We start from the raw sequence: 25,638 nt of genomic DNA on the forward strand, positions 1-25,638 counted from the left end.
ATCCGATGTAGAGTCGCCCCCATGACCGACAGGGAAGGCGTGGCGACGACGCCCGCCGAGACCGACCCCGCGACCCCCTCGCGACCGGGTCGCAAGCGCGACCACAGCCGCGACCCCGAGATCCTCCGGTGCACCATCGACGTGCTCGCCGAGACCGGTTTCGAGGGCATGACCATCGAGATGGTGGCCGCGCGCGCCAAGGCCGGCAAGGCCACGCTCTACCGCCGCTGGGCCTCGAAGGGCGAGCTCGTCGTCGACGCGGTGGCCTGCCTCAAGCAGGGGGCCGTCGACCTCGACGGCCTGCCCGACACCGGCACGCTGCGCGGAGACCTCCTGGCGATGATCAAGCCGCACAGCATCGACGACGCCGAGAAGAAGATGCGGGTCATGGCGGGCGTCGTGACGATGCTCTCGACCACGCCCGAGCTGGCCGAGGCCGTCGACGCCGCGATCGTCCAACCCCGTGCCGAGGCCAACCGCCTGCTGCTGCGCCGCGCCCTCGAGCGAGGCGAGATCGCGGCCGACACCGACATCGAGGCACTCGCCCTCGTCACCCCGTCGATGGTGTCGTACCGGGTGCTCGTCCTCCGGAAGCCCGTCGACCGCGACTACCTCGTCGGGCTCATCGACGGCGTGCTGTTGCCCGCCGCGGGGGTGCGCCAGACCGCTCGGGTCTGACTCCGAGGCCAACGGGGCCGCGCCTCCTCGTGACCCGTTCATGTGAAATCCTCATGAAGAGGCGGGCAGAACCGGGCCACGCCCGTACTGTGCAGGCATGAGCGCAGAGCTGACGCTGGGGGCGGAAGAAGAACTGCACCTGATCGACCTCGAGACGGGGCGTCTGTCGGCCAGGGCGCCGCACCTCCTCGCCCGGCTGCCTGCCGACCGCTACGGGGCCGAACTGCAGCGCACCACGATCGAGACCAACGTCCCGGTCGTGACCACGCTCGACGACCTGCGGCGTGAGATCCTGACCCTCCGTCGGGACCTCGTCGAGGTGACGACCGCCGAGGGGCTCGCCATCGGCGCCGTTGGCACGGCCCCGCGCAGCGAGGTCGCCGACTTCGAACTGACGACGACCGGGCGCTACGGGCGCATGCACGAGCAGTACCGCCTGCTCGTGGACGAGCAGCTGATCTGCGGCCTGCAGATCCACGTGGGCGTCGCCGACCGCGACCTCGCCGTGGACGTCGCCGGGCGGATCGCCCCGGTGCTGCCCGCCCTGCTCGCCCTGAGCGCCAGCTCGCCCTACCTCAACGGCCAGGACACCGGTTACGCGAGCATCCGCTCGCTCATCTGGCAACGGTGGCCGAGCGCCGGGGCGACCGGCCCGATGGTCGACGCCGCCGAGTACGACCAGCTGCTCGCCGACCTCATCGGGTCGGGCGTGATCGCCGACAGCGGCATGGCCTACTTCGACGTCCGGCCCTCGAGCCACGCGCCCACCCTCGAGCTGCGCACCTGCGACGCCTGCCCGCTGGTCGACGACGCGGTGCTGATCGCCGGCCTCTACCGCGCCGCGGTGCGCCGGGCCGAGACGGACGTCGAGGCCGGCCGCCCCGCCCGGCACCGGGCGGCGCCGCTGCACCGGGCCGCGATGTGGCAGGCGGCGCGCAGCGGGCTCGCCGGCGAGCTGCTCGACCTCGAGCAGCACCCCTCGCGGTTGCCCGCGGCCGAGGCCGTCCGGCAGCTCGTGACCCGGCTGCGACCACAACTCGAGGAGTTCGGCGACTGGCAGACCGTGTCCGACCTCGCCGAGGCCACGCTCGCCCGGGGCAACTCGGCCGACCGGCAGCGCGCCGCCTTCGCCGAGAGGGGACGGCTCGACGACGTGGTCGACCTGGTCGTCCGCGAGACGCACGGCCCCGCCGCCGGGCTCGACGACCCGGCGCCGACCCTCGTGGGGTACCGGTTCCGTGCCGGCGACGAGGCGATCGGCCCGGGACTCCACCCCCGCCCGGCCTACCGGGACGTCGCCGGCTTCTTCCAGCAGCTCGGCGCGATCGAGGCCCGCGCCCGCGCCGTCGCACGGGACGCCTGGTGCGAGCGGGCCGGTCTCGGGTTCGGCGTCGGCGGCGACCACCGGGCGTTCCACTGCGACCTCGTGCCCCGCATCGTCACGCGGCACGAGTGGAGCCGCCTCGAGGCCGGCCTGACCCAGCGCGCCCGGGCGATCGAGGCGTTCCTCCGCGACGCCTACGGTGAGCGCCGGGTCGTCGCGGACGGCGTGCTGACCCACGAGCAGGTCGTCGGCGCGGCGGGGTGGCGGACCGAGGCCACCCGGCTGCCCGCGGACGCCGTGCGCGCCGCGGTGCAGGGTTTCGACCTCGTGCGCGACGAGCTCGGTGGCTGGCGCGTGCTCGAGGACAACGTCCGGGCACCGAGCGGGGCCGCGTTCTCGATCGCCGTGCGACGGCTGCTCGACGAGGTGGTGCCGGACGCTCCGCGCCCGGCCGGGCTGCTCGACCCGACGAGCGTGTTCTCGGTGCTGAGGGCGACGTTGCTGGCGCACGCCGCGCCTCCTCGGGGCGGAGGCGAGCCGGTCGGCGCGGTCCTCAGCGAGGGCCCCGCGAGCCCGGCCTGGTACGAGCACCGCACCCTCGCCGAGGGCGCGGGGCTGCTGCTGCTGCAGGCCGACGACGTCGAGGTGCGGGAGGCGCGGGTCGTCGACCGCAGGACCGGCACCGTCGTCGACGCGCTCTACCTGCGGCTCGACCGCGAGCTGGTCGACGTGCACGCGCCGCACGACCCGTTGCTCGGCGAGCACCTGATGGACGTGGCGGCGGCGGGCGGCGTCGTGCTCGCCAACGCCCCCGGCAACGGGCTGGTCGACGACAAGGCGATGTACTGCGCGGTACCCGACCTCATCTGGTACTACCTGGGCGAGCGTCCGCTGCTCGAGTCGGTGCCGACCTACCGGACGGGCGACCCGGCCGAGCGGCTCGCGGTGCTCGACCGGGTGGGCGAGCTCGTCACGAAGCCGGTCGACGGCGAGGGGGGTCGCGGTGTCCTGATCGGCCCGTCGGCCAGCGCGGCGGTCGTGGCCGAGCGTCGGGCCGAGATCGCCCGGGACCCGTCCGGCTGGGTCGCGCAGGAGGTGGTGACGTTGTCGTCGCACCCGACCCTGACCCCGACCGGGCTACAGCCGCGGCACGTCGACCTCCGCTGCTTCGTGTACCTCACCGGCACCGGGGCGGGCGAGAGCGTGCTCGCCGACCTGGCGCTGACCCGCGTGGCGCCCGAGGGCAGCATGATCGTCAACTCGTCGCAGGGCGGGGGCGCGAAGGACACCTGGATCGTGGGCGTCTGACTCGTCGGCGTCCCCGAGGGAGGCGCGGTGTCGGCCCGTGCCCCGTCACCGGTCAGAAGGGCCCGGCGGCCTTCGCGATCGCCTCGAACAGGGCGGTCGTGTCGTCGTCGCGGCGCTTGACCGACGTGCCGATCGTGCCGCCGGGGGAGTGGACCTCGGCCGAGACCCGGCTGCCCTTGTCGGACGTGGCGAAGTCGAGCCTCACGGTGTCCGTGCCGCTGGCCGACGCCGATCGACGCAGAAGCGTGGCCCCCGTCTCGTCGGCGTCGCGCAACGAGAACGTGGGGCTCGCCTGCAGTGCTCGACGCACGAGGCCGGGCAGCATCGCCACCGGCAGCTTCAGGTCGAGCGTCGCCCGGGTCACCTCGGGGTCGCCTCGGACGATCTGGGGTCCACGCGTGTCGGCCATGGTCGGAGCGTAGTGCCGACGGACGGCTCCGTCGATCACCCGGGGGCAGTGGACCATGAGGATCTCTCGCCCACCTGCGTCGTCCCCCTACGCTGGGCCAGTGAGTGAACAGACCCTTCCGCCTGGCTCGGGCGGCGTCCCCTTGCCCCCGCCACCCTCGGCCGACGAGATGCGGGCGACGAGCGAACGGATCGACGAGCTGACCCGGGTGTCCGAACTGCGGGGCATCGACGACACCGACGCCCAGGCCGACCTCTGGGACGCCCTCTTCGCCCTCGACCGCTGGTGGTTCATCGCCCGTGGCGAACTGCCCGACGTGCAGCCCCTGGTGGCCGACGTCGACGGACGTCCGATGGTCCTGGCCTTCACGTCGCCCGAGCGGGCGCGGCAGCACGGCTTCGCGCGAGGGCTGTCGGACGAGGAGGCCGGCCGGCTCCTCGCCCTGCCGTCGAGGGGCTTCGTCGACGATGCCGTCGCGCGGGAGCGCACCGGCGTGTTCGGCGTCCTCTTCGACGTCGAGGGGAAGGGACCCTATGCACCCCTGGGTGCACTCGACGCCATGCGGAGGTTCGGCGTCGATCGGCGGGCGCGGCGCACAGCAGACTCGAACGGCTCGACGTCCACGCCGCCGGCCGGTCCGGACCGCTTCGCCCGCCCGACGGACGCGCCGGTGCTCGTGGTCGCCCACGACGGTCGGCGGCTCCGGCGTCAGCTGGTCGGTTCAGGCATCGGAGTCCTCCTCGCCCTCGCCCTGCTCGCCGCCCTCGTGACGTGGGCGATCACCAGCACCGCGCTGCTCTGGTTCGTGGTCGCCCTCTGGATCTTGCCGACGTTGTTGCCGATCGCGACGTTCTCCGAGTACGTCGGAGCCGTGCGCCGCCGTGGCCGGCCGTCCTTGTCGGTCCACGCGTCGGCGATCGTCATCGACGGCAGCGTCGTCGTGCCGTGGGACTCGGTCACCCGGGTGAGCTGGGTCGACGGGCCGGCCGGCCCCCTGGCCGGCGCGGGCGGGAGGTCGGTGCGACGGCTGTCGATCGTCGCCCGTCTGTTCGCGATCGGCGACGGGAAGCGGCTCGTCAACTTCCACCTGCGGGACCACGACGAGGTGCGTCGGCACGCCGGCAGCGAGGGGACGACGCGACTGGTCGACCCGACCCGCGCAACGCCGTCGCTGCCGGCGGACGCCGCCCACGCCTACGTCGTCCTCACCGACGCCCTCGGGTCGACCGACTTCGCCGCCATGACCGGCGTGTTGCAGCGCCTGGTCGAGGACCGCGGGCTCGGCTGGTCCCGCGCGGTCGAGTAGGCGACAGGCCGCTGAGGAGCCGCGTCGGGGTCGCAGGGGGCACCGCCGCCGCACCCGGGCCTCACCCGGCCGGCCGCCCTACGCTGGACCGATGCCGAGCCCCGACCCGTCCGACCCCCGCCGTCCGTCGAGCCGTCGCGGCCCGTCGGGCACCGCAGCACTCACCTGGGGGATCGTGCTGCTCGCGATCGCCGTCGTCGGGTCGCCGATCGGCGCGTCGGTGCTGCTCGTCGGGCTCGTGGCGCCCGGTCGGCAGTCGTCCGTCGACGTCGTGGTCGCCCTCGCCGTGGTCGCCGTCCTCGTCGCCGGCGGCATCGTGCTCGTGAGGATCGGTCTGGGACAGCGCCGTCGAGCCCGGCTCGAGAAGGTCGTCGACCGGGCGGCCCCGCCGGCGGGACCGCTGCCGGTGACGCGGCCCGCGCCTCCTCGGGTGGCCCCCGGCAGCGCGGCACCGGTCGTCGTGCCGCCTCCTGTGGTCGACGCGACGCCGGTGCGGACCACGGCCGTCGTGGTCGACGACCCGGTCGCCCTGTGGCGCTCGGCGTTCCGGCTCGAGGCCTGGTGGTTCGTCGACCGCGGCACGGTGGGGGCCTCGAGGCCCTTCGCCGTCGTGGACGAGGGCACCCCGACCCTGCTCGCCTTCACCTCGCCCGAGCGCGCTCGGGACGCCGCCCTCGCCCGCGGCCTCGACGCGTCGTCGGCCGACCGGCTGGTCTGGCGCGCGCCCGCCGACTTCGTGGCCGACGTCGGCACCTACACGCGTGCCGGGTTACGGCGTCTCGCCCTCGACCCCGACCAGCACGGGGCATCCGGCACCCTCGCGGCGCTGCCCGAGATCGCGCGGCTCGTCCGGCACTGACCCGCAGGACAGGCCGTCCGCTCAGTTCCAGCGGTAGCCGTGCTCGGGTCGGCCCGGGCTGCCGTACCGGGGCTCGCGGGTCGCCGCCCCCGTGTCGGCGAGGTGCTCGAGGTACCGGCGGGCGGTCACCCGCGACACCCCGGCGGCGTCCGCCACCTCGCCCGCCGACGGTGACCCGCCGCGACGCAGCACCGCCACGACCTGCTCGAGCGTGGCCGGCGCGAGGCCCTTGGCCAGCGTCGGTGCCGGTGCCCGGCGCAGGGTGGCGAACCCCGAGTCGACGTCCGACTGGGTCACCTGCCCCTGCCCGGTCGCCAGCGACTCGCGGAACGCCCGGTAGGCCCCGAGCCGGTCGGCGAACGTCGCGAACGTGAACGGCTTGATCAGGTACTGGACGATGCCGAGCGACACCGCGGTCCGCACGACGGAGGCGTCCCGTACGGCCGTGATCGCGATGACGTCGACGCTCGACCCCGCCGCCCGCAGGGCCCGGCAGAGCTGCAGACCGTGCGTGTCGGGCAGGTTCATGTCGAGCAGCACGAGGTCGAGACCCCGCCCGTGGGGGCCGCCGAGCGCGCGGACCGCGTCGAGGGTCTCGCGTCCGTCCCGCGCCCGGCCGACCACCTCGAAGCCGTCCAGCCGGTCGAGGTACGCGACGTGCGCCTCCGCGGTCAGGGGCTCGTCCTCGACGACGAGCACGCGGACCCGGTCGACGGACGAGGAGGCGCCGGTCACGACCGCACCCCACCCCGACGTCGGGCGGTGGTGTCGACGTCGTCCGGCCGCCGGTCGGGCAGCAGCACCGAGAAGGTGGTCCCGTCGGGTCCCGTGGCGACGTCGAGCCGACCTCCGACCCGACCCACGGCCTGACGGACGAGCGCGAGGCCGATGCCGCGTCCGCCCGCCGACGTCGGCTTGGTGCTGAACCCCCGCCGGAAGGCGAGCTCGACGTCGCCGAGCCCCGGGCCGTCGTCCTCGACGTCGAGCTGGACGCCGCCCTCGACCCGGGCGACGGTCACCTCGACCCGGGGCGGGCGGGCCGGGCGGCCGGTGGGATCGGGGGAGGGGGCCGGGGCGTCGAGGGTCGGGGCGACCGCGTCGAAGGCGTTGTCGACGAGGTTGCCCAGGATCGTGACGAGGTCCCCGGGCTCGACGTCGATCGTCCCCAGGTCGGGCTCGACGTCGACGCGCAGGTCGATCGACCGTTCGCGGGCCTGTGCCGCCTTGCCGAGCAGCAGGGCGGCGAGCGTCGGCTCGTCGATCGCGGCCACGACCCGGTCGGCGAGCCGCTGGCCGAGGTCGAGCTCGTCGGCCGCGAACCGGAGGGCCTCGTCGCCACGCCCGAGCTCGATCAGCGACACGATCGTGTGCAACCGGTTCGAGAACTCGTGGGTCTGCGAGCGCAGCGCGTCCGAGAGGGTGCGCATGGTCTCGACCTCGCCGGTGAGGTGGGTGAGCTCGGTGTGGTCGCGCAGGGTCGTCACGGTCCCGAGCGTGCGGCGGGAGCGCGGGCGGGTGGCGCCGGTGACCGGTGCCGCGCCTCCTGACGGTGTCGCGCCTCCTCGTCCGGTCGAGGGCGACGGGTGGGACGGGCCCTCGGTGGGTTCGGTGACCTCCTGGTTCACGACCAGCACGCGATCGTCGGTCACGTGCACCTCGTCGGAGGCGCGGCGTCCGGACGCGAGCAGCTCGCGGAGCGAGTCGGGCAGCTGCAGGTCGGTCAGCGGGACGGGAGCGGCGATGCCCCCGGGCGGCAGGTCGAGCAGCTCGGCCGCCTGGTCGTTGTAGAGCGTCAGCCGGCCGCGGTCGTCGACGAGCACGAGACCCTCGCGCACGGAGTGCAGCACGCCCTCGTAGTACGCGAACATCCGGGCGAGTTCCTCGGGGCCGCGGCCCCAGGTCACCCGCCGCAGGTACCGGCTGAGCAGCCACGAGACGACGCCCCCGAGCACCACGGTCGCCCCCGCGGCGGCGAACACGAGCGGCAGCCGCTCGCCGACCGACTGCGTGATGGTGTCGACCGTGACGCCGGCCGACACGAGGGCGACGACCTCGCCGTCGCCCTCGATCGGCACGACCGCGCGCACCGACGGGCCGAGGGTGCCGGCGTAGGTCTCGGTGAACGACTCCCCGCGGAGGGCCGGGGCGATCGTGCCGACGAACGGGCGGCCGATCTCGTCGGGGTCGGGGTGCGTCAGGCGCGTGCGGTCGGGCCGCATGATGGTGACGAAGTCGGTCGACGTGTCGCTCATCAGGGCCACGGCGTAGGGCTGCAGACGGGCGCTCGGGTCGGACGTCCCCAGCGCGTCGACGACGTAGGGGTTGTCGGCGATCGAGGTGGCGAGCGCCAGGCAGGCCCGTGCGGCCGAGCGATCCGCGTCGTCGCGGGCCGACCGGATCGTCCAGGCCGTCGCCAGCAGGGTCACGGCGACGACGAAGACCACGAGCAGGGCGAACAGCCGGGTGGCGATGCTCCACCGGGTGGGGTCGACGGTCATCTCGGGCGGGCTCCTCGCTGCGCTGCGGCCGGGGTCCATCATGACGCACCACCGGCGCGACCAGTATGACCACAACGTCGACGCCCACCCGGCGACCGACGAGAGTCACGGCGACGAACCCCGCACGACCGTCGACGACGACGCCGCCGGTCACGAGCTCGAGGAAGACCCCCATGGCAAAGACGCACAAGGGCCCGCAGACCCCCACCCCCGGCGGAACGACGACGACGGGCGGCGTCCGCGCCCGGCGTCGGATCGACCGCTCGCACTGGCTCTACATCGCGGTGATCGTGGCCGTCGCGGCCGGCATCGTCGTCGGCCTCACGGCACCCGAGGTCGCCGTGCAGCTGAAACCGATCGGCACCGCCTTCGTGTCGCTCATCTCGATGATGATCGCGCCGGTGATCTTCTGCACGATCGTGCTCGGCGTCGGCTCCATCGCCAAGGCCGCGACCGTCGGCAAGGTGGGCGGGCTCGCGCTCGGCTACTTCATCGCGATGTCGACCTTCGCCCTGGCCATCGGCCTCGTGGTCGGCAACCTGATCCACCCGGGCGAGGGCCTGATGATCGGCTCGACCGGATACGAGGCGCCCGCCGCCGAGGAGGCCGGTGGCACGGCGGGCTTCCTGCTCGGCATCATCCCCGAGACGCTGGTGTCGTCGCTGACCAGCGGCTCCATCCTGCAGACGCTGTTCGTGGCCCTGCTCGTCGGCTTCGCCCTGCAGCGCATGGGCGATCGCGGCGCGACCATCCTCGAGGGCGTCCGCAACCTGCAGGTGCTGGTGTTCCGCATCCTCGCGATGATCATGTGGGTCGCCCCGATCGGCGCGTTCGGTGCGATCGCCGCGGTGGTCGGCGAGACCGGAGTCGCCGCCATCGTGGCGCTCGGGACCCTGATGGTCGCCTTCTACATCACGTGCATCCTCTTCGTCGCCGTCGTGCTCGGCACGATCCTCAAGCTCGTCACGGGCGTCAACATCTTCCGGGTGATGAAGTACCTCGGACGCGAGTACCTGCTGATCGTCTCGACCTCGTCGAGCGAGGTCGCGCTGCCGCGCCTCATCGCCAAGATGGAGCACCTCGGCGTCTCGAAGCCCGTCGTCGGCATCACGGTGCCGACCGGCTACTCGTTCAACCTCGACGGCACCGCGATCTACCTGACCATGGCGTCGCTCTTCATCGCCAACGCCATGGGCACGCCGCTCAACGTCGGCGAGCAGGTCTCGCTGCTGCTGTTCATGATGATCGCCTCGAAGGGTGCCGCCGGGGTCACGGGTGCCGGCATCGCCACCCTCGCGGGAGGCCTGCAGGCGCACCGGCCCGACCTGGTCGACGGCGTCGGCGTCATCGTCGGCATCGACCGGTTCATGTCCGAGGCGCGCGCCCTGACCAACTTCACGGGCAACGCCGTCGCGACGATCCTCGTCGGCACCTGGACGAAGCAGATCGACAAGGACCGCGTCGAGACCGTGCTGTCGGGTCGTGCGCCCTTCGACGAGGCGACCATGAACGCGGACGGTCACGGCGCCTCCTCGGGGTCGGACTCGGGCTCGGGGTCGGACTCCGCTTCGGCCGGCCCGGCCGCCGCGCGCCTGCTCGACGGTCGCGCGGGTGGGCTGGGCTCGCTCGAGGGCACCTCGCCCGACCGCATCTCGACCGGCTCGCTGCACGCCATGGTCGGCACCGACGGTCGGCGGGCGGACGAGCACCTCGCCGACGCCGCCGCGGACGACGAGCCCCGTCGCGGGTAGGGCCCGCCTCGGACCCCGGATCGTCGCCGAGACCCCCGTGCGTGCGCGGGGGTCTCGGCGACGTCCCGGGGTCTCGCCGTCCGCCCGCCGACCCGCGGCGGGTGCAGTGTGCAACATCCGTGTGGGAGGCGTACCGTCGCACCCGATGTGCGGTCACGCCCCGCGGTCAGAGCCGACCGACCGGGCCCCGCAGGACGGAGCCACCATGCTCGCCGGACGCCTCGACGTCAGCACCCGCCACTTCTCGGTCACCGAGGTACCCACCCCCGACGCCGGCCCGGGGCAGGTGCGCGTCGCCGTCGCCGCCGCCGGCGTCTGCCTCAGCGACGTGCACCTGATCCAGGGGTCGCTCACGCCGCTGCACCTGCCGGGCGACACCGTCACCCTCGGCCACGAGGTGGCCGGCACGGTCGACCAGGTGGGCGACGGCGTCAGGCACGTCGCCGTCGGCGACCGCGTCCTGCTGCAGGCCGGCGAGGAGCGCGACGGCCAGGTCTTCACCCGTGGCGTCGACTACGACGGCGGGTGGGCCGAGTTCGCCGTGGCCCGCGCCGACACGGTCGTGAAGATCCCGGACTCCCTGCCGTTCGAGCAGGCCTGCTTCATCCCCGACGCCGTGTCGACTCCCTGGGCCGCGCTCACCACGACCGCCGACACCCGGCCCGGCACGGCGGTCGGCGTCTGGGGCGTCGGCGGCCTCGGCGCCCACGCCGTCCAGCTGCTCTCCCTGCTCGGCGCCGCGCCGATCGTCGCGGTCGACCCCCTGCCCGGTGCCCGGGCCCGGGCGCTCGAGTTCGGTGCGGACCTCGCGCTCGATCCCGCCGACCCGGACTTCGCCGCGGCACTCGGCCGTGCGACCGGTGGCCGCGGACTCGCCCGGGCCTTCGACTTCGCGGGGGTGCCCGCCGTGCGCGAGCAGGCCATCGCCTGCCTCGGATACCGGGGACGGTTGACGCTCGTCGGCCTGTCGGACCAGCCGATCACGATCACCGACGGCACGAAGTTCAGCTTCCTGCAGCAGCAGGTCCTCGGCCACTACGGCTCCGAGCCTGCCGACGTCACCACGCTCGTCGCGCTGGCGGCCCGGGGGAGGCTCGACTTCGCGAAGTCGGTCAGCGCGACCGTGCCGCTGGCCGAGGCCGAGCGGGCGGTGCAGATGCTCGAACGCAAGGAAGGCGACCCGATCCGGATCGTGCTGGTCCCGTGAGCGACGCGACCCGCGCCTCCTCGGTCCCGGGCGAGGGTGACGACCGCCCCGCCGGTGGTGACGACCGCCCCGCCGTGGGAGGCGTCGAACACGTGGACCTGCTCGTCGTCGGCGCCGGCCTGTCCGGTGTCGGCGTGGCGGCGCAGCTCCGCCGGGACTTCCCCGGTCGCAGCCTGGCCGTCGTCGAGGCCCGCGCGGCGATCGGCGGCACCTGGGACCTCTTCCGCTACCCGGGGGTCCGATCGGACAGCGACATGTTCACCCTCGGTTACGGGTTCCGACCCTGGCGCGACGCGCGGGCGATCGCCCCGGGCGAGGCGATCAGGGAGTACGTCCGTGACACGGCCGACGAGACGGGCGTCGCCGGGCTGATCCGGTTCGGGCACCGCGTGGTCGCGGCCGACTGGTCCTCCGCCGAGGCCCGGTGGACCGTCACGATCGAGGTCGCGAGCGCGGTGGCAGCGGACGCGTCATCCGCCGCCGGCGAGGAGCCGAGCGCAGGAGGCGCGGGTGCCGCCCCGGCGGCTCGTCGCGTCACGATCACGTGCTCGTTCTTGTTCGTCTGTTCCGGCTACTACCGCTACGACGAGGGCTGGTCGCCCGCGTTCCCGGGGCAGGACTCGTTCGCCGGACGCGTCGTGCACCCCCAGCACTGGCCGGAGGACCTCGACGTGAGCGGCAAGCGCGTCGTCGTGATCGGATCGGGGGCGACGGCGGTGACCCTGGTGCCCGCCCTCGCCGAGAGCGCCGAGCAGGTCACCATGCTGCAACGTTCGCCGACCTACGTGCTGTCCCTTCCCTCGCGCCGGAAGGAGCCCCGTGCCTGGCGTCGACTGCTGCCGCAGGCCGTCGACGACCGGCTGATCCGGTGGCGCAGCATCGGCATGGCGCTGCTCAGCTTCCAGACGAGCAGGCGCTCTCCCGAGAAGATGAAGGCCTTCCTCCGGGCGCAGGTGGCCCGGCGCCTGCCGGACGACTTCGACGTCGACCGGCACTTCCAGCCGAGCTACGACCCGTGGGACCAGCGTCTCTGCATCACCCCGGACGGCGCGCTGTTCCGGGCGTTGCGCTCGGGGTCGGCGTCGATCGTGACCGACGACATCGACTCGTTCACGGCCGGTGGCGTCCGGGTGGCCGGTCGCGACGGCCAGCGGGCGCACGAGCTGCCCGCGGACGTCGTCGTCACGGCGACGGGGCTCAACCTGCTGCTGTTCGGCGGCATGCGGTTGTCGGTCGACGGGGTGGAGGTCGACCCGGCGACCCGGCTGACCTACAAGGGGTTCATGCTCTCGGGGGTGCCGAACCTGGCGTTCGCCATCGGGTACACGAACGCGTCGTGGACGCTGAAGATCGACCTCGTCGTGCACTACGTCGCCCGGCTGCTGCGTCACGCCGACCGTCACGGGTACCGGTCGGCCGTGCCGATCGCGCCGGAGCGGCCGGGACCGACGAGCCCGCTGATCGACCTGACGAGCGGGTACGTGTCGCGCGGGGTGCACCTGATGCCCCGGCAGGGATCGCGGTCACCGTGGCGGATGCACCAGAACTACCCACGCGACGTCTGGTTGATGCGGCACAGCACCCTGACCCGGGACGGTGTGCGGTTCGAGCGCTGAGCGAGCCCCGGCGGTCCCGCGTCGGACGACGCGGTGGCCCGCCGGGCGACGACGCGGCGGCCCGCCGGGGACGACTCAGCCGACCACCGCGAGGGCGAAGGGCAGCACGGCGGGAGCCCCGGCGCGGCGCAGGTCGCGTCCGGCCACCGTGAGCGTCCAGCGGCTGTCGACCAGGTCGTCGACGAGCAGCACCGGCCCGGACACGTCGGCGAGGGCCGCGGCCAACTCGGGGCCGACCTCGAAGGACTGCCAGACGTCGGCCAGACGGTAGACGCTGTTGCCGCCCTGGCCGCGGCCGGCCGAGGGGCGGGCGCTGCCGAGCGTGCCGAGCAGCGGCAACCGCCCGACGGTGCTGATCGCCTCGGCCAGCGACCCGACGAGCTGCGGCCGTGACGTCGACGGCATCGCGACGACCCCCACCGGGCGTTCGGCCCACGGCCACTCCTTCAGGACGCGCACGACCCCGTCGAGCAGGTGCTTCGACAGGGGAGCGTCGGGGGCGGTCGCCGCGAAGACCTCGCGGAGGGTGTTGCCCCACCCCAGGTCGGTCAGTCGGGCGAGCGCCCGACCCGGCTCGACCCGTTCGCCCTCGGGGATCTTGCCCTTGACGGCGACCCCGGCCCGGTCGGCGCCCGTGGGCCACTGGGCCCGGGGGTCGATCTCGACGCCGACCCGGTCGAGGGTGCTCGCGGCCGAGGTCGCCGCCTCGCCGGCGATGTCGGTCGGATACCAGGTGCCCGCGCAGACGTCGCACCGCCCGCAGGGCTCGGCGGCCGGATCGTCGAGATCGACCTGCAACATCTGCATGCGGCAGGTCTGGCCGCGCTCGAACGCGAGCATGGACTCTTGTTCGGCGACCCGGGCCGCGGCGATGCGGTCGTAGCGTTCGGCGTCGTAGACCCAGGGCTCGCCCGTGCTGACCCAGCCGCCCTGGACCCGGCGGACGGCACCGTCGACGTCGAGCACCTTGAGCATCAGTTCGAGCGGGGTGCGCTTGACGTCGACCCGCGCCTCGAGGGCGGGCGTCGACAGCGGCGTCTCGCCCAGCTCGGCCAGCACGGCCGCCGCCCGCGCCTCGGAGGGCATCGAGGCCGTGGCGAAGTACTGCCAGATCTCGGCGTCCTCGGTGCCGGGCAGCAGCAGCACGTCGGCGTTGTCGGTGGCGCGACCCGCTCGGCCGATCTGCTGGTAGTACGCGACGGGCGACGACGGCGCGCCGAGGTGGATCACGAAGCCGAGGTCGGGTTTGTCGAAGCCCATGCCGAGGGCGCTCGTGGCGACCAGTGCCTTGAGGTCGTTGCCCTTGAGGCGCTGTTCGAGCTGTTCGCGTTCTTCGGGGTCGGTGCGCCCCGAGTACGACCGCACGTCGTGCCCGGCCTCGCGCAGCAGGCGGGCGGTGTCGTCGGCGGCCGAGATCGTGAGCGTGTAGATGATGCCGCTGCCGGGCAGGTCGGCGAGGTGGCTGAGCAGCCAGCCGAGTCGGTCGCGCGAGGTCGGCAGCTGCAGCACCCCGAGACGCAGGGAGGCGCGCGCCAGCGACCCCCGGATCGTCAGCACCTCGTCGCCCGGCCCCACGGCGAGTTGCTCGGCGACGTCGGCCACGACGCGGGCGTTGGCCGTGGCCGTCGTGGCCAGGACGGGCACGCCCGTGGGCAGGGTGCGGATGAGGTCGGCGAGGCGACGGTAGTCGGGCCGGAAGTCGTGGCCCCAATCGGAGATGCAGTGCGCCTCGTCGACGACGAGCATGCCGAGCCGGGCGATGAGGACGGGCAGCTGCTCGTCGCGGAACCGCGGGTTGTTGAGTCGTTCGGGGGAGACGAGCAGCACGTCGATCTCGTCGTCGACGAGCTGCTGCTGGACGTCGGACCACTCGTGGGCGTTCGCCGAGTTGACCGCGACGGCCCGGACCCCGGCCCGGGCGGCGGCGGCGACCTGGTCGCGCATCAGGGCGAGCAGGGGGGAGACGAGCAGCGTCGGGCCGGTGCCGCGTCGACGCAGCAGCAGGGTGGCGATGAAGTACACCGCCGACTTGCCCCAGCCGGTGCGCTGGACGACGAGGGCTCGGCGACGATCGGCGACGAGCGCCCGGATGGCCTCGAGCTGCCCGTCGTGGAAGACGGCGTCGTCGCGCCCGGTGAGCGCCCGCAGCAGGTCGAGTGCCTCGGCGTCGATGTCGGTCGCGGTGCTCGTCGGTGTCATGGCCCCATGCTCGCAGAGGCCACCGTCACCCGCCGGACGGACGGAGGGCGCGACCACCCGACGTCGGGGGTCGCGCCCTGGGGACGAGACGAGGGAGGCGGGTCAGCCCGCCGAGGAGTCCGAGCCCGGCTCGGCCGGGGGAGTGGCCCGCTTGCCCAGCTCGACCGCCACGAACGAGGCGATGACGCCGGCGACGAGGGCGAAGACCGTTCCGCCGGCACCCCACGACTTCTTGCCGAAGAGCTGGTCGACCGACGGCCCGCCGGGGCCCGAGGCCAGGGCGGCGGCGGCGGCGATCAGGACGGCGTTGTACTCGTAGCCGCCCTCGGTCACCCACGGGCCCTTGGAGAGGTGCACCTTGCGGACGGCGGTGACCATCGTGCCGACGATGCCGGCGGCGGCGAGCGGGGTCGCCGCGCCGAGGGCGAGGGCGGCACCGCCGGCGGTCTCGGTGACCGCGACCAGACGGGCGTTGCGGGCGGCGGGGTGCATCCCCGTGCCGGCCATCATCTGCTCGGTGCCGGCGAGTCCGGGACCGTCGAAGGCGCCGGTCAGCTTCTGGAGTCCGTGGCCGACGAAGAAGCCGCCGACGGTCAGGCGGAGGAGGGTGGATGCGAGGCTCATGCACCGTTCCTACCCGGTGTGGGCCGTCGCCGTCCGCGGCGGGGAGCGTCCGGTCCGCCCGCTCGTGTCAGGATCGGGGGATGCGCGCCGTCCAGTACGACCAGTTCGGGTCGATCCCGACCATCGTCGACCTCCCGGCACCCGTGCCGCCCGCCCACGGCGTCGTGGTCCGCGTCGCGGCCACGGGGGTGTGCCGGAGCGACTGGCACGCCTGGAAGGGTCACGACGACTCGGTGCGCCTTCCCCACGTGCCGGGCCACGAGTTCGCGGGCGTGGTGACGGCGGTGGGTGCCGACGTCTCCCGGGTCGCCGTCGGCACCCGCGTGACCGCCCCGTTCGTCTTCGCCTGTGGCACGTGCGACGAGTGCCGTGCCGGTGCCACACAGGTGTGCTCGCGTCAGCAGCAGCCCGGCTTCACCCTTCCCGGCTCGTACGCCGAGTCGTTGGTCGTCCCGCACGCCGACGTGAACGTCATCGCCCTGCCGGACGAGGTCGGCTTCGTCGAGGCGGCGGCGCTCGGCTGCCGCTTCGGCACGGCGTACCACGCCCTGCACGCCCGGGCCCGCGTCCGGGCGGGTGAGTGGGTCGCCGTCTTCGGCTGCGGCGGAGTGGGTCTCTCGGCGGTCGCCGTGGCGGTGGCCGCCGGTGCTCGCGTCGTCGCGTCGGACATCTCGCCCGCCGCCCTCGAACGGGCCGCCGACCTGGGTGCCGAGACCGTCCCCATGGACGACCTCGCCGTCGACCGGGTCCGAGCCCTCACCGGGGGAGGCGCCGACGTCGCCCTCGACGCGTTCGGCAGCCGGGTGACGTCCGTCGCGTCCGTCGCGTCCCTCCGTCCGCGGGGTCGACACGTCCAGGTGGGCCTGCTGCTCGACGACGACGCCGCCCCGGTGATCCCGATGGGGCGGGTGATCGCCGACGAACTCGAACTGTTGGGCAGTCACGGCATCTCGGTGGGCGAGTACGCCGCGATGCTCGACGACGTCGTCGCGGGCCGACTGCGTCCGCAGGAGTCCATCGGTCGGATCATCGCCTTCGACGACCTGCCCGACGCCGTGGCGGCCATGGACCGACCGGCGACCTCCGCCGGCATGACGGTGGCCGTGTTCTGACCCGATCTACCTCAGTCGTCGAAGGTTGGTGACGCTCAGCCAGATCAGGCAGAGCATGCCGATCAGCGTGAAGTACGACCCCGACTTCCCCGGATCGAGGACGATCAGGACGATCGAGGCCGCCGCGATCGTCACGGCGACGGCGAGGAGGACGCGCCACGTGGTGCGGCCCGTCGGGGGCGGGGGATTCGAGGTCATCCTCCATGCTGTCATCCCTCCCCGGCGTCCGCGAGGGGCCCGGTACGGGGAGGATGGCCCCATGACTGCACTCCAGGGAATCGACGTCGCGGCCGAACTCCGACAGGTGACCGAGCACTGGACGCCTCGGGTCGTCGGGCAGGTGAACGACCAGTACGTGAAGGTCGCGAAGCTGCTCGGCGAGCTCGTCTGGCATGCGCACGACGCCGAGGACGAGATGTTCCTCGTCGTCTCGGGCACCTTGCGCATCCAGCTCCCCGACGACCGCGAGGTGGTCCTCACCCCCGGGCAGTTCCACGTCGTGCCGCGGGGGGTGCCACACAACCCCGTGGCCGACGACGAGGTCGAGATCGTGCTGATCGAGACCACCACGACGGCCCACACCGGTGACGTCGTCGTCGACCGCACCGTGCCCGTCGACCGTCAGGTCGGCGACTTCCGCTGACGGCGACGCCGAGGAGGCGCGGGGCGCGTTCCCGGGGACCGGGCAGGTCAGCCGCCGCGGGTCCACTCCGCGACGAGCGAGACGGTGTGGGCGTACTCGGCCAGCCGGGGCCGGTTCAGGAAGGCATGGCGGGTGCCCGGCAGGACGTGGTGCCGCATGTCGACCCCCGCGTCGGCGAGCTCCCCGGCGAAGAGGTCGCCCGAGGCGCGCATGTTGTCGCGCTCGGCGGCCACCACGAGCGTCCGGGGGAATCCCGAGAGGTCGTGACCTCCGGGGAAGGCGAGACGGTCGGCCAGCGCGGTCGGCGAGCCGGCGTAGTTGCGGTTCATCACGTCGAGCGCCCACCTCGCGTGGCTGAGTCCCCGGTGTCCACCCGACCGGTGGCGTGCCTCCGCCATCGGGGGATGCGCGGGGTGGAAGAAGCCGTAGGCGAAGACGGCGCCGACCGGAGGGCGACCCTCGTCGATCGTGCGGAGGGTGGCCGCCGCGGCGAGGCACGCCCCCGCGCTCGCGCCTCCGACGATGACGCCCTCGGGCGACCCGTCGGTCACCTCGCCGTAGGCCGTCGCCACGTCGTCGAGTGCCCCCGGGTACCGGCTGCGCGACGGCATCAGCCGCCCGGCCACGAGACCGAGACCCGGAGGAGGCGCGAGGCGGTAGTCCACCGTGGCGACCCTCACCCCGCGCGCGGCGAGCGACCGCGCCACGTCGTGCGCCTCCGGCTGGTCGAGCCCCCCGCGGAAGAACCCACCGCCGTGCAGCCACAGCAGCGTCGGCCCGGGCGAACCCGTCGACACCGGCCACGGCTCGTACCAGCGGACGGGCACGGGGAGCCGGTCGGTCCCGCCACCCGGGGCGGCGAGTAGGCGGCTCATGCCCCGTCGACCGCGTCATCGGGCAGGACCAGCAGGTCGAGGTGGTCCCGCAACTGCTGCACGACGTCGATGCGGTCCGGGTCGAGCAGCCACTGCAGCTGGATGCCGTCCCACAGGGCCACGAGCCCGGACGCCGCCCGGTCGGGGTCGACCCCGGGGCGCAACCGACCCCGCGCCTCCAGCGCTCGCAGGGCGTCGCCGTACTCGGCACGCAGACGCTCGAAGCGCTCGCGCACGTAGTCGCTGCCGGGGTTGCCGGTCGTGACCGCCTCGCCCGCCAGCACCGCGTAGAGCGCGATGAGTCCGGGCACCGTCTCGTTGTGTCGCGCCTGCCCGAGGACGGTCCCGATAAGGTCACCTCGGTCGGGAGGCTCGGCGGAACGGTCCGAGACCGTGTCGCGACGTTCGAGCACCGCGAGCAGCAGCGCGCTCTTCGACGGGAAGTAGTGCAGCAGGCTCGTCTGGCTCATGCCGACGACGTCCGCCACGTCACGGAGCGACCCCCCGACGTAGCCCTTGGTGGAGAACACCTCGAAGGCCGCCTCGACGATCGCGAGCCGGCGTTCGGCCGACTTCGCGTACGGGCCGCGACGCGTGGGACGAGAACCGTCGGCACCACCCGCGGGCGCGCCTCCTGGGTCGCTCGTCGTCGAGCCGGTCGTCGTCATGATCGGCCACTCTACGACCTCGCGGACACCTCGCCCGTGAAATTCGAGCGACCACTCGAATTTGTGTTAGCGTCGCTGACGCCACGGCCCCACGACGAAGTGAGATGAACATGAGCCCGATTTCCCGACGGCAGTTGCTCGGCCTGGGGGTGACCGCCGGCGCCACTGCCATGCTCGCCGGCTGCGCCACGCCCGGGACGACCTCCGTGAACTCCCTGCCGACCATCCCCGCGGCCGACGGCCCGGTCAAGCTCCAGTACTGGGCCTGGCTCAAGGGCCTCGACCAGGTCACCGCCTTGTACAACAAGAGCCAGTCGCGCGTCCAGGTCGAGACCGTCTTCATCCCCGGCGGCAACGCGGGCGGCTACCAGAAGCTGTACTCGGCGCTCGCCGCGGGGGCCGGGCCCGACATCGCCCAGGTCGAGCTGCGCTCGCTGCCCGAGTTCCTCCTCGCCAACGGCGTCGTCGACCTCAAGCGCTACGGCGCCGACCAGTACGCCGACCTCTACGACCCCACGCTGTGGAACCAGGTCAGCTACACCGACGGCGTCTACGCGATCCCGCAGGACAGCGGCCCGATGGGCATGTTCTACCAGCCCGCCGTCTTCGACACAGTCGGCGCCGGCGTCCCCGCCACGTGGGACGAATGGGCCGCGGTCGGCACCGAGCTCAAGGGGGCCGGCGTGCTGATGGACTCCTTCCCCCTCGCCGACGCCTCGCTGTTCGCCGCCTACGCCACCCAGGCCGGTGCCTCGTGGCTGCGCGCCGAGGACGACGGCTGGGTCATCGACATGACCGACGAGGCGACCCTGACCGTCGCCCGGTTCTTCGACAAGGCGATCGACGACGGCATCGTCACGACCGCCTACGGCGCCTACACGCCGGCCTGGTTCTCGGCCGCCAGCGCGGGCACGATCGCCTCCGTCGCGACCGGCTCGTGGGGTGACGCCCTGATCGAGGGCGTCAGCGGCGCCGAGGGCAAGTGGAAGTGCGCCCCGCTGCCCACCTGGCAGACCGGCTACGCGTCGAGCTTCCTCGGCGGCTCGACCGCCGCGATCCTCGCGAACAGCCAGCACCCCCAGGAGGCGCTGGACTTCGCCGTCTGGATGACCACGACCCCCGAGGGCATCAACGCCCTCATCGAGTTCTGCGGCATCGGTTGGTCGCCGGCCCGTGACGTCGTCGGCTCGCTGCGCGAGCAGCCCAGCCCGTTCTTCAGCGGTCAGAACTACAACCAGGAGGTCTTCGTGCCCGCCACGAAGGAGTCCTCGCAGAACCAGGACTGGAGCTGGTGGCCCATCACCCAGCAGTCCTTCAACATCCTGAGCGACGGGTTCCGGGGCAAGGCGTCGGGCGGCACGCTCGTCGACGCCGTGGCCCAGGCCGAGAAGGACATCATGGCGGTCTTCCAGAACAAGGGCCTCACCATCCGGAAGGCGAACGCATGAGCGCCGCGACCGACACCAGGCCCGACGCGGCGACCGACTCGACCCGCGCCTCCTCGGGTCCCCGCCGCAGCAGCTCGAAGGGCGCCGTCAAGCGGGCGCCCTGGGTGCTGCTCGCGCCGTTCCTGGCGCTCTTCGCCCTGACCTTCGTGATCCCGATCGTCATCGCCCTCTTCTCGAGCTTCACGAAGGTCACCCGCAGCGGCCTGTTCGGCGAGGGCGGCGTGACCAGCGGCTTCGCCGGCTTCGACAACTACGCCCAGGTCATCGGCGACCCCAACTTCGTCGCCTCGATCGGCCGCATGTTCCTGTTCGGCATCGTCCAGGTGCCGGTCATGTTGATCCTCTGCACGGTGCTCGCGCTGCTGCTCGAGTCGGCGTCGGCGAAGTGGCCGGGCGTGTTCCGCGCCGCGTACTTCCTGCCGTACGGCGTGCCCGGCGTCATCGCGACCATCCTCTGGTCGTTCCTGTACGTGCCCGGTCTCAGCCCGATCATCGACATCGGCGAGGTCTTCGGCGTCACCCCCGACTTCCTCGGCGCGAACACCGTGCTGTGGTCGATCGCGAACATCGTGACCTGGAGCTACACCGGCTACAACATGCTGATCATCATCGCCCAGCTCAAGTCGATCCCGGTCGAGCTGTACGAGGCCGCCAAGGTCGACGGTGCGTCGTCGTTGCGCGTCGCGTTCAGCATCCAGCTGCCGCTGATCCGTCCGGCCCTGCTGCTCACCGCCGTCTTCTCCATCATCGGCACCCTGCAGCTGTTCGCCGAGGCCCAGGTGCTGCAACGCGTCTCGCCGGCGATCGACAGCCAGTACACGCCCAACCTCAGCGCCTACACCACGGCCTTCGCCTACAACGACTACAACGTCGCGGCCGCCCAGTCCGTGCTGATCGCCCTCGTCGCGTTCGCGCTGTCGATCACGTTCCTCAGCATCACGAACAGGAAGCAGAAATGAGCCTCTCGACGAAGGGCACCGAGCACGCCACCGAGACCGAGTCCATCGTGACGGCACAGGGTCGCGGCCGCGGTGCCGAGAAGCCCCCCCGCCGCCGCGCCCGGAGCGCCGGCCCCGACCGCACGGCCGGACGCTCGAAGGCGTCCACCATCATCGTCACGGCCGTCCTGGTCGTGGTGGCGCTGTACTTCCTGGTGCCGGTCTACTGGGTCGTCGTCGCGGCGACCAAGACCACGCCCGACCTGTTCGGCACGTTCGGCTTCTGGTTCGCCCCGACCTTCTCGCTCTGGGACAACCTCGGTCAGGTGCTGACCTACGGCGACGGCATCTTCGTGCGGTGGGTGCTCAACTCGGTGCTCTACGCCGGCGTCGGAGCCCTGATCGCGACGTACTTCGCCGCGGCCGGCGGCTACGCGCTCGCCAAGTACGAGTTCCGCGGACGCAACGTCGTCTTCGGCACGATCCTCGGTGGCGTGCTCGTGCCCGGCACCGCCACGGCCCTGCCCCTCTTCCTGCTGTTCAGCCAGATGGGCATCGCCAACACCTACTGGAGCGTACTGCTGCCGTCGCTCGTGTCGCCGTTCGGCCTGTTCCTCTGCCGCATCTACGCGCAGGCCACGGTCGACACGTCGCTCATGGAGGCCGCCCGCCTCGACGGCGCCAGCGAGCTGCGCATCTTCCACACCCTGGGACTGCGCATCCTCACCCCGGCGCTCGTCACGGTGTTCCTGTTCCAGCTCGTGGGCATCTGGAACAACTACTTCCTGCCCCTGGTCATGCTGAGCGACGTGGACAAGTTCCCCGTCACGCTCGGCCTCAACAACTGGCTCAGCCAGACCGACCGCCTGCCCGAGTTCTACCAGCTGACGACCGGCGGCGTGCTGCTGTCGATCATCCCGCTGGTCATCGCCATGGTCGTCCTCCAGCGCTTCTGGCGCGGCGGCCTCACCGAAGGAAGCGTCAAGTGACCCCCAGCACCACACCGTCCACCGTCTCCGCCGACTACCTCACCGACACCGGCCCGGGTCAGGGTGCCCGCACCCCGGCGCGGTCGTGGCTGCACACCGACGCCCCGACGCTGTCCCTCGACGGCACCTGGTCGTTCCGCCTGCTGCCCGGCGCCCCCGGCACGCTGGGCGGCCGCGGCGTGCTGCCCGAGGGCGAGCCCGTCGACGGCGTCGGCGCGGTCGACCTCGACGAGTCGTCCTGGGGCGAGATCGAGGTGCCGTCGCACTGGGTGCTCGGCGGCGACGGTTCGCGCGGCGCTCCGATCTACACCAACGTGCAGTTCCCGTTCCCGACCGAGCCGCCCTTCGTGCCCGACGCGAACCCGACCGGCGACCACCGCCGGACGTTCGAGCTGCCGTCGTCCTTCGACGGCGCCGATCGCGTGCTGCTGCGGTTCGACGGCGTCGAGTCGCGCTACGTGGTGTGGCTGAACGGCGTCGAGATCGGCATGGGCGTCGGCAGCCGCCTCGCCCAGGAGTTCGACGTCACCGACGCCCTGCACCCGGGCGAGAACGTGATCGCGGTGCGCGTGCACCAGTGGTCGGCGTCGAGCTACGTCGAAGATCAGGACCAGTGGTGGCTGCCCGGCATCTTCCGCAGCGTCACGCTGCAGGCCCGCCCGGTCGGCGGCCTCGACGACGTCTGGCTGCAGACGCCGTTCCACGGCACGGCCGGTCAGGGCGAAGGAGGCGCGGCGATCGTCCCCGAGATCACCGCCGGCGAGGCCGCCTACCCGGTCACCCTCTCGGTGTCCCAGCTCGGCGTCGAGGTGACCTGGGCCACCCCGGCCGACGTCGCGCCCGTCGCGCTCGACGCGGTCGAGCCGTGGTCCGCCGAGACCCCGCGCCTCTACGACGCGACCGTCACGAGCGCAGGCGGCGCCGAGACCGTCTCGCTGCGCCTCGGCTTCCGCACGGTCCGCATCGTGGGCGACCAGTTCGAGGTCAACGGCCGCCGCGTGGTGTTCCACGGCGTCAACCGCCACGAGACCCACCCCGACCGTGGCCGCGTCTTCGACGAGGAGTGGTCGCGCCGCGACCTCGCCCAGATGAAGCGGTTCAACGTGAACGCGATCCGCACGTCGCACTACCCGCCGCACCCGCGCCTCCTCGACCTCGCCGACGAGCTGGGCTTCTGGGTCGTCCTCGAGTGCGACCTCGAGACCCACGCCTTCGAACGCCAGGAGTGGATCGGCAACCCCAGCGACGACCCGGACTGGCACGACGCCTACGTCGACCGCATGGTGCGCACCGTCGAGCGCGACAAGAACCACCCGAGCATCGTCCTCTGGTCGCTCGGCAACGAGGCGGGAACGGGTCACAACCTCGCGGCGATGGCGGCGTGGACCCACGCCCGTGACGGGGGCCGTCCCGTGCACTACGAGGGCGACTACACGGGCGCCTACACCGACGTCTACTCGCGCATGTACTCGTGGATCGACGAGACGCGCGCCATCGGGTCGGGCGACGAGTCCGTCCCGCTGTTGGGCTGCACGCCGGCCGAGGCCGCGCGCCAGCGCTCCAAGCCGTTCCTGCTCTGCGAGTACGTCCACGCGATGGGCAACGGCCCCGGCGCGATCGACGAGTACGAGGACCTGGTCGACGCCTACCCGCGCCTGCATGGCGGCTTCGTCTGGGAGTGGCGCGACCACGGCCTGCGCACGCACACGGCCGACGGCGTCGAGTACTTCGGCTACGGCGGCGACTTCGGCGAGGTCGTCCACGACGGCAACTTCGTCATGGACGGGATGGTGCTGAGCGACGATACCCCGTCACCGGGCCTGTACGAGTGGGCCCAGGTCGTGGCCCCGATCCGCCTGCGCTTCGAGACGCCCACCGTCGACGGTCGACCGGTGCTCGTCGTGTCGAACCTGCGGCACTCGGCCGACGCCTCCGACGTCGTCTTCCGCTGGGTCGCTTCACACGACGGCGAGGAGGTGCGCTCGGGCACGCTCGACGTGGTCGGCCTCGACGGCGGCGCCCTGGCCGCCCACGAGACGGTCGCCGTCCCGCTGCCCGAGGTGCCCGTGTCGGGCACCGGCGAGACGTGGTTCACGGTCACCGCCGAACTGGCCGACGCCACCGTGTGGGCGGACGCGGGTCACGTGCTCTCGACCCAGCAGCTCGACCTCACGCCGGCACCGGTGCGGGTCGCGACACCGCGCCCCGCAGTCGTGGGTGACGTGCGCGACCACGTGGCCCGCGCCTCCTCGGGGCGCGTCGAGCTCGGTCCGGCCGTCTTCGACGACGGGCGGCTGGTCTCGCTGGCCGGGCGCCCGGTCGACGGCGCCCGTCTCGAGCTGTGGCGCGCGCCGACCGACAACGACCGCGGCGAGTGGCTGACGCCGAAGGACCGCGACCGCGACGTGATGCGCAACCGCCACCGCGTCGACCTGTACGAGGTCGGCGTGCTGCCCAGCTCACAGGACACCTGGCTGCTCGCCGGGCTCGACCGGCTCACCGCGCGCGTCGAGTCGGTGAGCGTCGCGCCGGACTCGGTCCGGGTGCGGACGCGCTACGCCGCGGCCGACACGCGCAACGCCGTGACGACCGACGAGCAGTGGCAGCTCGTCGGTGACGACCTCTGGCTGTCGGTCGACATCGTCCCGACGGGGTGGTGGGACATGGTCTGGCCCCGCGTCGGCGTGCGCTTCGACCTGCCGGGCGACGTCGACCACGCCTCGTGGTTCGGCACCGGTCCGCGCGAGTCCTACCCCGACAGCCGTCACTCGGCGTTCGTCGGTCGCTACGAGTCGGGCATCGACGACCTGTCGGCCGGGTACGCCCGCCCACAGGAGACGGGGCACCGCAGCGACCTGCGCACGCTCGACCTCGGCCCCGCCGGTCGGCCGTGGCTGCGCGTCGAGGCGGTGCCGAGCGCCACGGGCGGACGACCCGGCTTCACGCTGAGCCGCCACACGGCCCAGCAGATCGGCGTGGCCGAGCACCCGCACGAGTTGCCCGCGAGTGACCGCACCCACCTGTACCTCGACGCCGCCCAGCACGGCGTCGGGTCGCGGGCGTGCGGGCCGGACGTCGCGTCGCGGCACGTGCTGCGTCCGGGCGCCCACCAGCTGCGCCTGAAGTTCAGCGCGCTGTAGCGGGCCGACCCCGCCGAGGACGGGCGGGTCCGTGCCGGGCGGGCGT

General features: G+C 73.0%; 21 protein-coding genes. 13 read left to right on the forward strand and 8 right to left on the reverse strand.

Going from position 1 to position 25,638, the window contains the following annotated elements; all coding sequences use genetic code 11:
• Positions 1-21 precede the first annotated feature (21 nt).
• On the forward strand, positions 22-678 hold the full coding sequence (locus HQQ78_RS00390; RefSeq protein ID WP_056044801.1) for a TetR/AcrR family transcriptional regulator: 657 nt from the start codon (positions 22-24) through the stop codon (positions 676-678).
• A 97-nt stretch (positions 679-775) separates the two neighbouring features.
• Positions 776-3,310 carry a carboxylate--amine ligase/circularly permuted type 2 ATP-grasp protein gene (locus HQQ78_RS00395; RefSeq protein ID WP_173150742.1) on the forward strand — a complete coding sequence of 845 codons (2,535 nt, stop codon included), beginning with the start codon at positions 776-778 and terminating at the stop codon, positions 3,308-3,310.
• Positions 3,311-3,362: 52 nt separating this feature from the next.
• Here the strand turns inward: HQQ78_RS00395 and HQQ78_RS00400 are convergent, their stop codons facing one another.
• Positions 3,363-3,719, reverse strand: coding sequence for a hypothetical protein (locus HQQ78_RS00400; protein WP_173150743.1), 357 nt, complete (start codon positions 3,717-3,719; stop codon positions 3,363-3,365).
• A 100-nt stretch (positions 3,720-3,819) separates the two neighbouring features.
• On the opposite strand from HQQ78_RS00400, the gene HQQ78_RS00405 reads away from it, so the two are divergent.
• Together HQQ78_RS00405 and HQQ78_RS00410 are read left to right on the forward strand one after the other, a co-directional pair.
• Complete coding sequence (locus HQQ78_RS00405) at positions 3,820-5,025, forward strand: hypothetical protein (protein WP_173150744.1); 1,206 nt, start codon at positions 3,820-3,822, stop codon at positions 5,023-5,025.
• A gap of 91 nt (positions 5,026-5,116) precedes the next feature.
• Entirely contained in the window at positions 5,117-5,884 is a 768-nt protein-coding gene (locus tag HQQ78_RS00410; RefSeq protein WP_173150745.1) for a hypothetical protein, read from the forward strand.
• A gap of 21 nt (positions 5,885-5,905) precedes the next feature.
• Here HQQ78_RS00410 and HQQ78_RS00415 read toward each other — a convergent pair whose 3' ends face one another.
• Positions 5,906-6,619, reverse strand: a complete 714-nt coding sequence (locus HQQ78_RS00415) for a response regulator (RefSeq protein ID WP_056044794.1) — start codon at positions 6,617-6,619, stop codon at positions 5,906-5,908.
• The gene (locus tag HQQ78_RS00420) at positions 6,616-8,382 is read right to left on the reverse strand and encodes a sensor histidine kinase (protein ID WP_173150746.1); all 1,767 of its coding nucleotides are present in this window, start codon (positions 8,380-8,382) and stop codon (positions 6,616-6,618) included. Before HQQ78_RS00420 ends, HQQ78_RS00415 begins: the two co-directional genes overlap by 4 nt.
• 173 nt (positions 8,383-8,555) lie before the next feature.
• Here HQQ78_RS00420 and HQQ78_RS00425 point away from each other — a divergent pair, with 173 nt between their 5' ends.
• The 3 genes from HQQ78_RS00425 (at position 8,556) to HQQ78_RS00435 (ending at position 12,956) form a co-directional block, all read left to right on the forward strand.
• The gene (locus HQQ78_RS00425; RefSeq protein WP_173150747.1) at positions 8,556-10,133 is read left to right on the forward strand and encodes a cation:dicarboxylate symporter family transporter; all 1,578 of its coding nucleotides are present in this window, start codon (positions 8,556-8,558) and stop codon (positions 10,131-10,133) included.
• Between the two features lie 205 nt (positions 10,134-10,338).
• Complete coding sequence (locus HQQ78_RS00430) at positions 10,339-11,340, forward strand: alcohol dehydrogenase catalytic domain-containing protein (RefSeq protein ID WP_173150748.1); 1,002 nt, start codon at positions 10,339-10,341, stop codon at positions 11,338-11,340.
• Positions 11,337-12,956: a flavin-containing monooxygenase gene (locus tag HQQ78_RS00435; protein WP_371740297.1), complete on the forward strand. Its 1,620-nt coding sequence runs from the start codon at positions 11,337-11,339 to the stop codon at positions 12,954-12,956. Before HQQ78_RS00430 ends, HQQ78_RS00435 begins: the two co-directional genes overlap by 4 nt.
• Before the next feature lie 75 nt (positions 12,957-13,031).
• Here HQQ78_RS00435 and HQQ78_RS00440 read toward each other — a convergent pair whose 3' ends face one another.
• Positions 13,032-15,155, reverse strand: a complete 2,124-nt coding sequence (locus HQQ78_RS00440; protein WP_173150749.1) for an ATP-dependent DNA helicase RecQ — start codon at positions 15,153-15,155, stop codon at positions 13,032-13,034.
• Between the two features lie 102 nt (positions 15,156-15,257).
• Positions 15,258-15,779: a DoxX family protein gene (locus HQQ78_RS00445; RefSeq protein WP_173150750.1), complete on the reverse strand. Its 522-nt coding sequence runs from the start codon at positions 15,777-15,779 to the stop codon at positions 15,258-15,260.
• A gap of 80 nt (positions 15,780-15,859) precedes the next feature.
• Here HQQ78_RS00445 and HQQ78_RS00450 point away from each other — a divergent pair, with 80 nt between their 5' ends.
• A complete protein-coding gene (locus tag HQQ78_RS00450; RefSeq protein ID WP_173150751.1) occupies positions 15,860-16,891 on the forward strand; it encodes an alcohol dehydrogenase catalytic domain-containing protein in 1,032 nt (343 codons plus the stop codon).
• A gap of 6 nt (positions 16,892-16,897) precedes the next feature.
• On the opposite strand, the gene HQQ78_RS00455 is transcribed toward HQQ78_RS00450, so the two are convergent.
• Positions 16,898-17,089 carry a hypothetical protein gene (locus HQQ78_RS00455; RefSeq protein ID WP_173150752.1) on the reverse strand — a complete coding sequence of 64 codons (192 nt, stop codon included), beginning with the start codon at positions 17,087-17,089 and terminating at the stop codon, positions 16,898-16,900.
• 61 nt (positions 17,090-17,150) lie between these two features.
• Between HQQ78_RS00455 and HQQ78_RS00460 the strand changes: the two genes are divergently transcribed.
• Positions 17,151-17,534 (forward strand): cupin domain-containing protein, encoded by a 384-nt coding sequence (locus HQQ78_RS00460; protein WP_173150753.1) that lies wholly within the window; start codon positions 17,151-17,153, stop codon positions 17,532-17,534.
• Between the two features lie 47 nt (positions 17,535-17,581).
• Here the strand turns inward: HQQ78_RS00460 and HQQ78_RS00465 are convergent, their stop codons facing one another.
• Together HQQ78_RS00465 and HQQ78_RS00470 are read right to left on the reverse strand one after the other, a co-directional pair.
• Positions 17,582-18,409: an alpha/beta hydrolase fold domain-containing protein gene (locus HQQ78_RS00465; RefSeq protein ID WP_173150754.1), complete on the reverse strand. Its 828-nt coding sequence runs from the start codon at positions 18,407-18,409 to the stop codon at positions 17,582-17,584.
• The gene (locus HQQ78_RS00470) at positions 18,406-19,077 is read right to left on the reverse strand and encodes a TetR/AcrR family transcriptional regulator (RefSeq protein ID WP_173150755.1); all 672 of its coding nucleotides are present in this window, start codon (positions 19,075-19,077) and stop codon (positions 18,406-18,408) included. The genes HQQ78_RS00465 and HQQ78_RS00470 overlap by 4 nt, the downstream gene beginning before the upstream one ends.
• A 110-nt stretch (positions 19,078-19,187) precedes the next feature.
• On the opposite strand from HQQ78_RS00470, the gene HQQ78_RS00475 reads away from it, so the two are divergent.
• From HQQ78_RS00475 to HQQ78_RS00490, 4 genes are read left to right on the forward strand one after another with little or no spacing between them, the layout of a single operon-like run.
• A complete protein-coding gene (locus HQQ78_RS00475) occupies positions 19,188-20,525 on the forward strand; it encodes an extracellular solute-binding protein (RefSeq protein ID WP_056044890.1) in 1,338 nt (445 codons plus the stop codon).
• On the forward strand, positions 20,522-21,484 hold the full coding sequence (locus HQQ78_RS00480) for a carbohydrate ABC transporter permease (protein ID WP_056044767.1): 963 nt from the start codon (positions 20,522-20,524) through the stop codon (positions 21,482-21,484). The genes HQQ78_RS00475 and HQQ78_RS00480 overlap by 4 nt, the downstream gene beginning before the upstream one ends.
• A complete protein-coding gene (locus tag HQQ78_RS00485; RefSeq protein ID WP_173150756.1) occupies positions 21,481-22,452 on the forward strand; it encodes a carbohydrate ABC transporter permease in 972 nt (323 codons plus the stop codon). Before HQQ78_RS00480 ends, HQQ78_RS00485 begins: the two co-directional genes overlap by 4 nt.
• Positions 22,449-25,592 (forward strand): glycoside hydrolase family 2 TIM barrel-domain containing protein, encoded by a 3,144-nt coding sequence (locus HQQ78_RS00490; protein ID WP_173150757.1) that lies wholly within the window; start codon positions 22,449-22,451, stop codon positions 25,590-25,592. The genes HQQ78_RS00485 and HQQ78_RS00490 overlap by 4 nt, the downstream gene beginning before the upstream one ends.
• Positions 25,593-25,638 lie beyond the last annotated feature (46 nt).

Source organism: Frigoribacterium sp. VKM Ac-2859, assembly GCF_013204925.1.
Lineage (GTDB): Bacteria > Actinomycetota > Actinomycetes > Actinomycetales > Microbacteriaceae > Frigoribacterium.

What these genes read in the sequence shown, in the direction of transcription:
- HQQ78_RS00390 (WP_056044801.1), top strand. Translation starts at nt 22, where the DNA reads ATGACCGACAGGGAAGGCGTGGCGACGACGCCCGCCGAGACCGACCCC.
- HQQ78_RS00395 (WP_173150742.1), top strand. Translation starts at nt 776, where the DNA reads ATGAGCGCAGAGCTGACGCTGGGGGCGGAAGAAGAACTGCACCTGATC.
- HQQ78_RS00400 (WP_173150743.1), bottom strand. Translation starts at nt 3,719, where the DNA reads ATGGCCGACACGCGTGGACCCCAGATCGTCCGAGGCGACCCCGAGGTG.
- HQQ78_RS00410 (WP_173150745.1), top strand. Translation starts at nt 5,117, where the DNA reads ATGCCGAGCCCCGACCCGTCCGACCCCCGCCGTCCGTCGAGCCGTCGC.
- HQQ78_RS00420 (WP_173150746.1), bottom strand. Translation starts at nt 8,382, where the DNA reads ATGACCGTCGACCCCACCCGGTGGAGCATCGCCACCCGGCTGTTCGCC.
- HQQ78_RS00425 (WP_173150747.1), top strand. Translation starts at nt 8,556, where the DNA reads ATGGCAAAGACGCACAAGGGCCCGCAGACCCCCACCCCCGGCGGAACG.
- HQQ78_RS00430 (WP_173150748.1), top strand. Translation starts at nt 10,339, where the DNA reads ATGCTCGCCGGACGCCTCGACGTCAGCACCCGCCACTTCTCGGTCACC.
- HQQ78_RS00440 (WP_173150749.1), bottom strand. Translation starts at nt 15,155, where the DNA reads ATGACACCGACGAGCACCGCGACCGACATCGACGCCGAGGCACTCGAC.
- HQQ78_RS00445 (WP_173150750.1), bottom strand. Translation starts at nt 15,779, where the DNA reads ATGAGCCTCGCATCCACCCTCCTCCGCCTGACCGTCGGCGGCTTCTTC.
- HQQ78_RS00450 (WP_173150751.1), top strand. Translation starts at nt 15,860, where the DNA reads ATGCGCGCCGTCCAGTACGACCAGTTCGGGTCGATCCCGACCATCGTC.
- HQQ78_RS00455 (WP_173150752.1), bottom strand. Translation starts at nt 17,089, where the DNA reads ATGACCTCGAATCCCCCGCCCCCGACGGGCCGCACCACGTGGCGCGTC.
- HQQ78_RS00460 (WP_173150753.1), top strand. Translation starts at nt 17,151, where the DNA reads ATGACTGCACTCCAGGGAATCGACGTCGCGGCCGAACTCCGACAGGTG.
- HQQ78_RS00465 (WP_173150754.1), bottom strand. Translation starts at nt 18,409, where the DNA reads ATGAGCCGCCTACTCGCCGCCCCGGGTGGCGGGACCGACCGGCTCCCC.
- HQQ78_RS00470 (WP_173150755.1), bottom strand. Translation starts at nt 19,077, where the DNA reads ATGACGACGACCGGCTCGACGACGAGCGACCCAGGAGGCGCGCCCGCG.
- HQQ78_RS00475 (WP_056044890.1), top strand. Translation starts at nt 19,188, where the DNA reads ATGAGCCCGATTTCCCGACGGCAGTTGCTCGGCCTGGGGGTGACCGCC.
- HQQ78_RS00480 (WP_056044767.1), top strand. Translation starts at nt 20,522, where the DNA reads ATGAGCGCCGCGACCGACACCAGGCCCGACGCGGCGACCGACTCGACC.
- HQQ78_RS00485 (WP_173150756.1), top strand. Translation starts at nt 21,481, where the DNA reads ATGAGCCTCTCGACGAAGGGCACCGAGCACGCCACCGAGACCGAGTCC.